General features: G+C 60.8%; 8 protein-coding genes. 4 read left to right on the top strand and 4 right to left on the bottom strand.

Annotated features, from left to right (window positions below; all coding sequences use genetic code 11):
• Positions 1–176 precede the first annotated feature (176 nt).
• Together macA and ASE80_RS14130 are read left to right on the top strand one after the other, a co-directional pair.
• Positions 177–1,328, top strand: a complete 1,152-nt coding sequence (gene macA, locus ASE80_RS14135) for a macrolide transporter subunit MacA (protein ID WP_056859462.1) — start codon at positions 177–179, stop codon at positions 1,326–1,328.
• Between the two features lie 3 nt (positions 1,329–1,331).
• Positions 1,332–3,290: a MacB family efflux pump subunit gene (locus ASE80_RS14130; protein ID WP_056859461.1), complete on the top strand. Its 1,959-nt coding sequence runs from the start codon at positions 1,332–1,334 to the stop codon at positions 3,288–3,290.
• A gap of 890 nt (positions 3,291–4,180) precedes the next feature.
• Here the strand turns inward: ASE80_RS14130 and ASE80_RS14125 are convergent.
• Positions 4,181–4,858, bottom strand: coding sequence for a helix-turn-helix transcriptional regulator (locus tag ASE80_RS14125; protein WP_177336522.1), 678 nt, complete (start codon positions 4,856–4,858; stop codon positions 4,181–4,183).
• A 232-nt stretch (positions 4,859–5,090) separates the two neighbouring features.
• On the bottom strand, positions 5,091–6,335 hold the full coding sequence (locus ASE80_RS14120; protein ID WP_056859459.1) for a methionine gamma-lyase: 1,245 nt from the start codon (positions 6,333–6,335) through the stop codon (positions 5,091–5,093).
• 123 nt (positions 6,336–6,458) lie between these two features.
• On the opposite strand from ASE80_RS14120, the gene ASE80_RS14115 reads away from it, so the two are divergent.
• Positions 6,459–6,929: an Lrp/AsnC family transcriptional regulator gene (locus tag ASE80_RS14115; RefSeq protein ID WP_017136655.1), complete on the top strand. Its 471-nt coding sequence runs from the start codon at positions 6,459–6,461 to the stop codon at positions 6,927–6,929.
• Between the two features lie 19 nt (positions 6,930–6,948).
• Here the strand turns inward: ASE80_RS14115 and ASE80_RS14110 are convergent, their stop codons facing one another.
• On the bottom strand, positions 6,949–7,719 hold the full coding sequence (locus tag ASE80_RS14110) for an AraC family transcriptional regulator (RefSeq protein WP_056859458.1): 771 nt from the start codon (positions 7,717–7,719) through the stop codon (positions 6,949–6,951).
• 99 nt (positions 7,720–7,818) lie between these two features.
• On the opposite strand from ASE80_RS14110, the gene ASE80_RS14105 reads away from it, so the two are divergent.
• Complete coding sequence (locus tag ASE80_RS14105) at positions 7,819–8,949, top strand: MFS transporter (RefSeq protein WP_056859457.1); 1,131 nt, start codon at positions 7,819–7,821, stop codon at positions 8,947–8,949.
• Here the strand turns inward: ASE80_RS14105 and ASE80_RS14100 are convergent.
• Positions 8,939–11,086 carry a TonB-dependent siderophore receptor gene (locus ASE80_RS14100; RefSeq protein ID WP_056859456.1) on the bottom strand — a complete coding sequence of 716 codons (2,148 nt, stop codon included), beginning with the start codon at positions 11,084–11,086 and terminating at the stop codon, positions 8,939–8,941. The genes ASE80_RS14105 and ASE80_RS14100 overlap by 11 nt on opposite strands.
• Positions 11,087–11,128: the final 42 nt, after the last annotated feature.

Here is an 11,128-nt window from a genome sequence, read left to right as displayed (position 1 = left end):
AACCCGGCGTCCTGCCGGGTTACCCACGGATTCAAAAGCAGAGCACGGCGGCCTGAAAGCCGACCTGAGTGGTTAGATCAAAAGCGAAAAGCGGATTTGCATACACCTGGGATCTGCTTTTCTGTGGGAGCTGGACCGTGCCGTTGTAGGCCCTCTTCATCTTTTTATGGTCATTTATGGAAAAGTCAAAGATTCGCAAAATTGGAATGCTCGCGGTGTTGGCTGTTGCCATTGGCCTGGTGGTGTACACGGTGCAGGCACCCGCCGATGCGCCGCAGTACCTCACTGCCACGGCTGAGCGCGGTGATATTGAGAATGCGGTGTTGGCCACCGGTTTGCTCGAGGGCATCAAGCAGGTCGATGTCGGCGCGCAGGTGTCGGGGCAGTTGAAGTCGCTCAAGGTCAAGGTCGGCGACAAGGTCAAGAAGGGCCAGTGGTTGGCGGAGATCGACCCGCTGATTCTGCAGAACACCTTGCGCAAGGCCCAGGTGGATGAGGAAAACCTGCAGGCCCAGCGTCGGGCCACGGCGGCGCAGCTCAAGCAGGCCAAGTCGGTGTATGAGCGCTACAAGGGTTTGCAGGTGGATGAGTCGGTATCGCGCCAGGATTTTGAAGACGCCGAGTCGACCTTCCAGGTGCAACAGGCCAACCTGTTGTCCCTGGATGCGCAGATCAAAAGCGCGCATATCCAGATCGACACCGCCAAGGTCAACCTGGCGTATACGCGCATCGTCGCGCCCATCGACGGCGATGTGGTCGGCATCGTCACGCAGGAAGGCCAGACCGTGATCGCCAACCAGTTGGCGCCGGTGCTGCTCAAGCTGGCCGACCTGGACACCATGACCGTCAAGGCCCAGGTGTCGGAGGCCGATGTGATTCATATCAGCCCTGGCCAGCAGGTGTATTTCACCATCCTGGGTGAAGCCGACAAGCGCTACTACGCCAAGCTGCGCGGCACGGAGCCGGCGCCGCAGAACTTCCTCGAAACCCAGACCGCCGGTACGCCCAAGCAGAACACCGCGGTGTTTTACAACGCGCTGTTCGACGTGCCCAATCCGGACCATCGCCTGCGCATCGCCATGACCGCCCAGGTGCGCATCGTGCTCGACACCGCCCAGGCGGCGTTGATGGTGCCGGTGGCGGCGCTCGGTGCGCGCAATAACGACGGCACGTACCCGTTGCGGGTGCTGGACGCCAAGGGCAAGGCGCTGGCGCGGGATGTGAAGACCGGCATCAATAACAACGTCAAGGTGCAGATCCTGGAAGGCCTGGCCGAGGGTGACAAAGTCGTGATCGGCGATGCGACCCCAGCCGTGGCGGGGAACTGAGCCATGACCCAACCCCTGTTGGAGCTCAAGGGCATTACCCGCAGTTTCATGGCTGGCGAGCGCGAATTCATCGCACTCAAGGGCATCGACTTGACGATTCATGCCGGCGAAATGGTCGCGATCATCGGCGCCTCGGGCTCGGGTAAATCCACCCTGATGAATATCCTCGGCGGCCTGGACTACGCCACCGCCGGCAGCTACAAGATCAACGGCATCGAGACCCGCTCGCTGGGCGATGAACAGTTGGCGGAACTGCGCCGGGATTACTTCGGGTTTATCTTCCAGCGCTACCATTTGCTCGCGCACTTGAGCGCCTTGCACAACGTGGAAATGCCGGCGATCTACGCCGGCACGCCCGAAAGCCAACGGCACAGCCGCGCACACGACCTGCTCACGCGCCTGGGCCTGGCGGGGCACACCACCCACCGCCCGAGCCAGCTCTCCGGTGGCCAGCAACAGCGCGTGAGCATTGCCCGGGCGTTGATGAACGGCGGTGAAGTGATCCTCGCCGACGAGCCCACCGGCGCCCTCGACACCCACAGCGGCAAAGAGGTGATGCGCATCCTTGCCGAGCTGCACGCGGCCGGGCACACGGTGATCATCGTCACCCACGACCCCAAGGTGGCGGCGAACGCCCAGCGCATTGTCGAGGTGTGTGACGGCGAGATAGTGAGCGACGAGGCCAATGACAGTGTGGGTCTGGAGTTGCCCAGTGAGGCGCCCATCGAACCCAAACGAAGCGGCGCACGGCGTCTGGTGGCGAGCCTGGGGCTGTTCAAGGAAGCCTTCAATATGGCCTGGGTCGCGCTGATTTCCCATCGCATGCGCACCTTGCTGACCATGCTGGGTATCGTCATCGGCATCACCTCGGTGGTGTCGATTTCGGCGATCGGCGAGGGGGCCAAGCGTTATGTGCTCAAGGACATTCAGGCGATTGGCAGCAACACCATCGATATCTTTTCCGGCACCAGTTTCGGCGATAGCCGGGCGTCGGCCATCGAGACGTTGATGCCGTCGGATGTGGAGGCGTTGAACCAGCTGTATTACGTCGACAGCGCCACGCCGGTGGTGGGGCGCAACTTGTTGCTGCGTTTCGGCAATATCGACCTGGATGCGCAGGTGAACGGCGTCAGTGATCGGTATTTCAAGGTGAAGGGACTCAAGCTCGAAGCCGGGATTGCCTTCAGTGAAAGTGATGCGCGGCGTCAGGCGCAGGTGGTGGTGATTGACCACAACACGCGGCATCGCCTGTTCGGCCCGAATGTGGACCCGCTGGGGCAGGTGATCCTGGTCGGCAACCTGCCGTGTACGGTGATCGGGGTGACGGCTGACAATAAAAACATGTTCGCCGCCAGCAAGGCGTTGAACGTGTGGGTGCCTTATGAAACGGCGGCGGGGCGCTTGTTGGGGCAGCGGCATCTGGACAGCATTACTGTGCGTATCAAGGATGGGCAGCCGAGCAAGGTGGTGGAAGACAACGTTAACAAGCTGATGCTGCAGCGGCATGGGACCAAGGATTTTTTCACCAATAACCTTGATAGCATCATGCAGACGGTGCAGAAAACCAGCCGCTCCCTGGCGCTGCTGTTGTCGCTGATTGCGGTGATTTCGTTGCTGGTGGGTGGGATTGGGGTGATGAATATTATGCTGGTGTCGGTCACTGAGCGCACCCGTGAGATCGGGATTCGCATGGCGGTGGGGGCGCGGCAGTCGGATATTCGTCAGCAGTTTCTGGTGGAGGCGGTGATGGTGTGTTTGATCGGCGGGGTTATTGGGATTTCGTTGTCGTATGCCATTGGGTATCTGTTTTCGCTGTTTGTGAAGGAATGGGAGATGGTGTTTTCGGTGGGGTCGATTGTGACGGCGTTTGCGTGTTCAACGTTGATCGGGATTGTGTTTGGTTTTGTGCCGGCACGGAATGCGGCGCGGTTGGACCCGATTGAGGCGTTGGCTCGGGATTGATTGGTTTTGGTGGCGGTTTGTCGGTGTGTATATCCGTTATTTGGGTGATGGCGGCTTAGGGTTCCGCCCTGACGGCGGGTCACTTTTGGCAAACGCCCCAAAAGTAACCAAAAGGTCTTCGCCCCACCACTCGGCACCTCGCTAATGCTCGGTGTGCCCTCACTCCGGCTTGAATCCGTGGGCCGCCGCGATGGGCCATCCTTGGCCCAGCGCGGCTAACCCGGCGTCCTTCAAGCCTGCGTTCGGCCATCGTGGTTGACGGGGCGCCTCAGATCAAAATCAAAAGCAGATCAAAAGCAGAGCACGGCGGCCTAGTAGCCGACCTGAGTAGTTGAATCAAAAGCGAAAAGCGAATTTACATACACTGAAGAGCTGCTTTTCTGTGGGAGCTGGCTTGCCTGCGATGCAGACAACTCGGTACATCAGGTACACCGAGTTGATGCCATCGCAGGCAAGCCAGCTCCCACAGTTGACCGAGTATGGCTCTGCCGTTGCCGTTGCCGTTGCCGTTGCTGTTGCTGTTGCTCCGGCTCTTACATCCTTTTCGCTGACGAAGTCAGCGGTCTTTTGATCTGCGCTTTTGATCTTGATCTGACATCGCCCCGTCAAACACGATGGCCGGAATTCGACAGGGATTTGGGGGGTAAACCGGCAGGGATGCCGGTTTAGCCGCGCTGGGCCAAGGATGGCCCATCGCGGCGGCCCCCCAAATCACTGGCGGATTGCGGGCATGCCGAGCCACAGCGAGGCACCGAGTGTTGGGGCGAAGACTTTTTGGTTACTTTTGTGTCTTTACAAAAGTGAGCCGCCGTCAGGGCGGAACCCTAAGCCGCCATCACCCAAATAACGGATATGTACACCAACAAAAAACCACCAAACTGAGCGGTGATCTAGAAAGCCGTGGCGACGCCCTCGTCACCCGCATACATCCACCGCAACAACGAATGCCGCCCACTGATCCCCAGCTTGATCGCCGCCCGCTTGAGGTAGCTTTCAATGGTGTTGACCTTCAACGCCAACTGCTCCGCCAACTCCGGTGCAGTCCGCCCGGCCAGCAAGCCCACACACACTTCCAGCTCACGGTTGGACAAGGTCAACCCCGATTGCACCAGGCGCTCTTCAATACGCCGACGCAAGGTTTCAAGCCCCTGATTTTCCGTCACCACAGGCGACCCATCCTGGCGGCACGGCTGGATCGCAGTGATGTGCTTCTCGACCATGGGCAGAAGCAGCGTAGAAAAATCCTGCAGCATGCTGCGTTCCTGCGGCGAAAAACTTTCCGATTGATGCGAGCGATACACCGACAGCACATAACGCACATCGTCCTTGCGGCGCGTAAGGTGCAATTGGGCGGCGGGTTGTTCTTCGCCCAGCGCCACCGCCGAGTCGGTGTAGACCGGGCTGATCCGGCGCCGGGTATGCCCTTCGGCACTGACCTGCAGTTGGGTGATATGGGTGGCGTCCACTGCCAGTTGGGTCAGGATCAAGTCATGCAGCATGCGCGGGAAATGGCGGCTGCCGGTGCTGGCGATGACTTTGCCTATATGGGGGAACAGGTGTGAGTTCATCAGTTCGTCCATGAATGTCGAGTGCGGGTATTCATCCTTATAACGACGGGGTTTAACAAGGTAACCAAAGTGAATAACCTACAGTGATAATGCACCCGCCGAGCACCTATGCTAGTACAGCCAGGGAAAAGCAGGGGGATCCAATCGGCAAAAAAACCAGATTAAAACGCATAACGGCGGTCGGACCAGTCCGACCTCCGTCTGTAGGAAAGGATTACCTCAACCGTAGGCCTTATTTCACGGCGTGTTCTTCCACCACGGCGCGGCCCGGTGCCGCACGCGTGCATTTGGCCAGGGCCTGGTGGATATCGGCCAACAGGTCGGCGATGTCTTCAAGCCCGACCGACAAGCGCACCAGGCCTTCGCTGATACCGTGTTGTGCGCGTTCTTCGGGGGTGTAGGTCGAGTGGGTCATGCTCGCCGGGTGCTGGGCGAGCGACTCGGCGTCACCCAGGCTGACGGCGCGGGTGAACAGGTTGAGGGCATTCATGAAGCGCCGGCCGGTGTCGATGCCGCCCTTGAGTTCAAACGCGATCATGCCGCCGGACTGCTTCATCTGCCGCGCCGCCAGGGCGTATTGAGGGAAAGAGCGCAAGCCCGGGTAAGTGACCCACTGCACGGCAGGGTGGGCCTGCAAGGCTTCGGCCACCGCCTGGGCGTTGCTGCAATGGCGGTCCATGCGCAGGGCCAGGGTCTTGAGGCCGCGCATCAGCAAGGATGCGTCCTGCGGTGACATCACCGCGCCGGTCAGGTCCTTGAGGCCTTGCAGGCGAATACGTTGTGCCAGGGCCTGGTTGCTCACGGCGATACCGGCGGTGATATCGCCATGGCCGCTGAGGTACTTGGTGGCCGAGTGCACCACTACGTCGGCCCCCAGTTCCAGCGGCCGTTGCAGGTAGGGCGTGCAGTAGGTGTTGTCGACCACCATGGTGATATTCGGTTGTTGGTGCGCCAGCTCGGCCACGGCGGCGATGTCCACCAGGCGCAGATTGGGGTTGGCCGGGGTTTCGCAGTAGACCATGCGGGTGGCGGGGGACAATGCCGCGCGCAGGGCGGCCAGGTCGGTGAGGTCGACGTGTCGCACCCGGATGCCGAACTCGGCCAGGCCATGGTGCAGCAGGGCAAAGGTGCAGCCATACAGGGTCTGGCTGACGATCACTTCATCGCCCGGGCGCAGCAGGGTCCAGAACGTTGCGGCAATCGCACCCATGCCGGAGCTGAAGGCCACGGCGGCTTCGCCGTTTTCCAGGGTGGCCATGCGTGATTCCAGGAGTGCCAGGGTCGGGTTGGAAATGCGTGTGTAGAAGTGGCCGTTGGCGTCCCCGGCAAAACAGGCAGCGCCATATTCGGCAGTCGGGAACGCGAAGGTGGCCGATAAATAGATCGGCGGTACGAGGGCGCCGTGATGGTCCTTGGGGTCGTAACCGTGGTGGATGGCGCGGGTAGAAAAGCCGAATGTAGTATGTTTATTGTTCATGTCGGACGCTCCTTATTTCCTGCAATGCTATGCTCATAACCACAGTTGAACATTGCAAAAAAACCAGGAAAATCCCGGATTACGGGGCGAATCAGCGACAAAAACAACAAATAGAGGCACGTTATGCCCGTGAGTCTGGACCGCACCGACAAAGCCCTTTTAAACGCCTTGCAAGGCAATGCCCGCTTGACCGTGGCCGAGCTTGCCGACCGCGTGGCCCTGACCACTTCGCCGTGCTGGCGACGGGTGCGCAACCTGGAGGAGAGCGGGGTGATCAGCGGCTACCAGGCGATCCTGTCGCCCAAGGCGCTGGGGTATGGCGTGACGGCGTTTGTCAGCATCATGATGGAAAGCCACACCCAGGAAATCGCCCGGGCGTTCGAGCAACGGCTGCTGGAGATTCCCGAAGTGGTCGCCTGTCACAACGTGTCGGGGCGCTATGATTTTTTGCTCGAGGTGGTGGCCAAAGACCTGGAGTCGTTCGGCGAGTTTGCGCGTGAGGTGTTGCAGACGTTGCCCTGTGTTAAAGAAATCTACTCCAGCTTTTCCTATAAGTCGGTGCGGCCTTTGCGGGTGATTCCGCTACCGGGCTGACGCTGCCTCAAGCACGCCCTCAGTCAACCTTCAAATACCCGCGTGGCGTGCACCCGGTCATGCTTTTGAAGAAGGCGATCAACGCGCTGTCACTGGCAAAGCCCAACTCGAACGCGCAGTAGCCGAGGTTGCGCCCGATGGCCAGCAGTTCAATGGCCCGCATCAAGCGCCACTGCTGGCGCCATTGCTGATAACCAAGGCCGGTTTCCCGCAGGAATATCCGGCCGATGGTCTTGGTGCTGGCGCCTATCTGTTGCTCCAGGGCTTGCAGGGTCGGCGGCAACCTTTCCAGATCGGCGAGCAAGGGCGCCAGGCGTTTGTCATGGGGCAAGGGCAGGAGCATCGGTTGTGCGGTGGCCGCCTGGATTTCATCCAGGCACAGCGCGAGCAAATGCGCGTAGCGGCCCGTTTGCCAATCGGTGTCGAAGGGCGCCATCGCTATGGGTTCCAGCACTGCACGCAGCAACGGGCTGACCTCGATCACCCCGACCTGCGGGGGCAATTGATCGGCCAGTGCCGGGCTCAGATACACCGAGCGATAGTCCACGGTTTTGTGCATCACCGCGCGATGCGGCACGCCACACGGGATCCACGCGGCGCGCGAAGGCGGCAGCAGGCACAGTTGGTTGTCGAGGGTGATACGGGTGCACCCTCGGCGGGTGAACAGCAGTTGCCCGCGCTGGTGGCGGTGCAGGCCGGAGTCGTGATCACCGAGCAGGGCGGCGATGCCGATGACCGGCGCTGCCAGGTGGTCGGGATCGAAAGGGGCGTCGGCGGTGAGCCAGGCCATAGGTTGTCCGATTTGATGGGTAAATTGTCAAAGTCTGGATAATACCCCAATCCACAGTCCTTACACTTCTTGCGCTGTTTCAAGCAAAGGAGTTGGGGAATGAAGATTAGAATTTTTTTGCCACTGACGGTGGCCTTGCTGATGTTCCCGCAACTGGCCCAAACGCTTTACAGCCCCGCGCTGGGAGATATCGGCCGGGCCTTTGCGGTGGGGCCGGAGCGGGCCGGGCAGACCTTGTCGGTGTACTTTCTGGCGTTCGCTTTTGGCGTGGTGGTGTGGGGCCGACTGTGTGATCGTTGGGGACGGCGGCCGGTGATGCTGGCCGGATTGGCCCTGTATGTGGCGGCCACGGTACTGGCCCTGGGCATGACCAGCTTCAACGGTTTGCTGCTGGCCCAGGCGTTGGCGGCGTTTGGCGCGGCGGTCGGCTCGGTAGTGACGCAGACCGTGCTGCGTGACCGTTTCCAGGGCGTGCAATTGGCCCAGGTATTTTCGCTGATGGGCATTGCCCTGGCCGCCAGCCCGGCCGTGGGTTTGTTCACGGGCGCCAGCCTGGTGCAGTCCTTCGGTTATCGCGGGGTGCTCAGTGGCTTGTTGCTGCTCTCGCTGGCCTTGTGGGCCGTGTGCTTATGGGCGTTGCCGGAGACACGTCCAGCCTCGCTGCCGACGGCCGCGCTGGGCGAGACGTTGCGGTTGCTGCTCAGGGATGCGGGGGTTTGGCGTTCGGTGGGGTTGGTGGCGGCGTTCAATATTGCGCTGTTCAGCTATTACAGCGTGGGGCCATTCATCTTTTCGCGGCTGGGTTTGTCTGCCGCCGACTTCGGCTACAGCGGCGTGTTGCTGGCGCTGGGCTCTGGCTTTGGTGCGTGGCTGAACAAGCGGCTGCTCAAGAGTGGAATAAATGGCGAGCAATTAGTGCTGATCGCCGCCGGTGTCGCGGTGCTGGGCGGCTTGCTGGTCGTGCTGCTGCAACACAGCTGGATGTTTGTATGGCCGATGCTGCTGGTGGTGCTGGCGTTCGGCATGGCCATTCCCAATGTGCTGGGGGCCGCGCTGGTGGCTTATCAGGATCGCCTGGGCACGGCCGCCGCGCTGTTTGGCTTGTTGTATTACTTGGTGATCGGCGCCGGGTTGACCCTGGTCGCCTGGGCCCAGGACCTGGGTTGGAGCCTGTTGGTCTGTGGTTTGGCGGCGCTGTGGCTGGCAGCGCCGCGCGGGCTCAGAAGTTGACCGAAGCACTCAGGCGCGCGGTCAAGGGCGCGCCCTGGAACAGGTAATCATCGCCCATGTATTCGCCTGCATCGCGCCAGTAGCGTTTGTCGAACAGGTTGTCGACGCTGAGGCGGAATACGGTTTCATAGCCGTCGATTCTGGTGGTGTAGCGGCTGCCGACATTCACCACGGCGTAGTCGCCCACCTGCACATTGCCGGTGCGGTCGGCGTACTTCTTGGCGCTGTATTGCACGCCGCCCAGCACGGCCAGCCCATTCATCCACGGCAGGGCGTAATCGGCGTACAGGCTGGCGCGCAGTTTGGGTACGTTGATGGCCTGGTGGCCTTCGTAGTCCGGCGTGCCGCTGTTGGTCACCCGGGCGCGAATCGCCGCGACGCTGGTGGCGATCTGCAGGCGGTCGGTGGCCCAGCCGTTGGCGGAGAGTTCCAGGCCGGTGTTTTTTTGTTCGCCTTGTTGGGCGTAGGTGAAGTTACCGGCGCCATCCGGCTTGGAATACTGATAGGCCTGGCGGGTCTGGAATACGGCGGCGGCGAAGCTGATGCGGCGCCAGTCGTATTTCACGCCGGCTTCGATTTGCCGGGACACGGTTGGGGCCAGGGTGTCACCGGCGTTACTCGCGAACCATGGCGCCGTGCCGCCCAGGGACAGGCCTTTGCTGTAGCTGGTGTACAGCGAAATATTTTCCACCGGTTTGTAGATCAATGATGCCTGGGGCAGGAACACGTATTGCTGGGTGTGGCGATTTTCGTTTCCGGTTGCTTCATCGAACGCTTTTTCATCCAGACGCACTTCGCGCCCGCCAATGATGGTTTGCCATTGCTCGTTGAAGCGGATGCGGTCGGTGGCGAACAGGCCGTACTGACGGCTGTCGAGGTTGCGATGGCTGGGGTTCAGCGGCTTGTCGGTAGGCTCGAAGGTCGGTGCGTCTTGGTTGATATTACCGCTGCCGATGTATTCGTTGACGGACTTGCGCTTGTCGATCACCCGTCGAAACGCGCTGGTGCCGAAAGTCAGTTCATGGCCCAGGCTGCCTGTATCGAACAGGCCCGTCATTGCCGCCTGTACTTCATCATCACGACGGGTGTCGTCGGGGCTGCGGTAGTCGTAAATGTCGTAGTTGCCGTCCTGCGTGAAGTAATTGCCCATGCCGGTCGTGGCGCCACCCCAGGCAAACGAGCTGTAATCATCAATCACCACTTTGCTGTGGGCGGCACTGAGGCTGCCTTTCCACTGATCACTGAAGCGGTATTCAAACTTGCCATTGAGGTTCAGCGAATCGATGCCGACCTGATGGGAGCCACTCTGGTGCCCCAGCAATTTCTTCGGTGACGCGTCATGGGGCACTTCGGTGCCGCCCAGCAGTTGATAACCCGGCACGGAGCGCTGTTGCTTGTTCTGGTATTCCGCGTCCAGTTGCAGCACCGCGTCGGGGCTGATGTTCCAGTCGAAGGCCAGGGACACAAAGTCGCGCTGGCCATCGGCGTGCTCGACATACGAATTGAGGTCTTCGTAGGCAACGTTGGCGCGCAGGCCGAACTGTTGCTCGCTGCCAAACCAGCCACCCACGTCGGTGGCGACATAACCGCTGCCACGGTCGTCGGTAGATACGGTGACCGAACGCACATCCTCCGGGCGCTTGGTCACGTAGTTGATCACGCCGCTGGGTTCGGAAATACCGCTTTGCAAACCCGCCAGGCCCTTGAGCACCTCGACCTGCTGCTTGTTTTCGAGGGCGACGTTTTGCTCGCCGGTGATGGTGCGGCCGTTGATTTTGTAGCTGCTGGCGGCGTTCAGCGAGAAGCCGCGCACCACGAAGTTTTCGTAGTAGCCGATGGGCGCATAACTGTCGCCAACCGAGGCGTCGTTGCGCAGCACTTCGCTGAGCAGGCGCGCTTGCTGGTCCTTGATCAGTTCAGCGTTGATCACGGTGATCGATGCCGGAGTGTCCAGCAACGGCGCTTCGTTGAAGCCGCCGACCGAGGCGCTGTTGGTGCGATAGCCGGATTCGTCCTGGCCCTGGACGTTTACCGCCGGTAGTTCGATGTCAGCGGCCATGCTGTTGCCGAGGCTGCCGCTGAGTAACAGGCCGAGGGCGAAACGTGAGGTAACGACGGGACGAAAACGCACAACCATGGGGGTAGGGCCTTAATGCGCGGGGCGGGGGGCGCATAAGCT

The sequence above is a fragment of the Pseudomonas sp. Leaf15 genome, from assembly GCF_001421425.1.
GTDB lineage: Bacteria > Pseudomonadota > Gammaproteobacteria > Pseudomonadales > Pseudomonadaceae > Aquipseudomonas > Aquipseudomonas salomonii.
The sequence above is the reverse complement of the archived record's forward strand: the minus strand, read 5'-3'. Positions and strand labels throughout refer to the sequence as shown.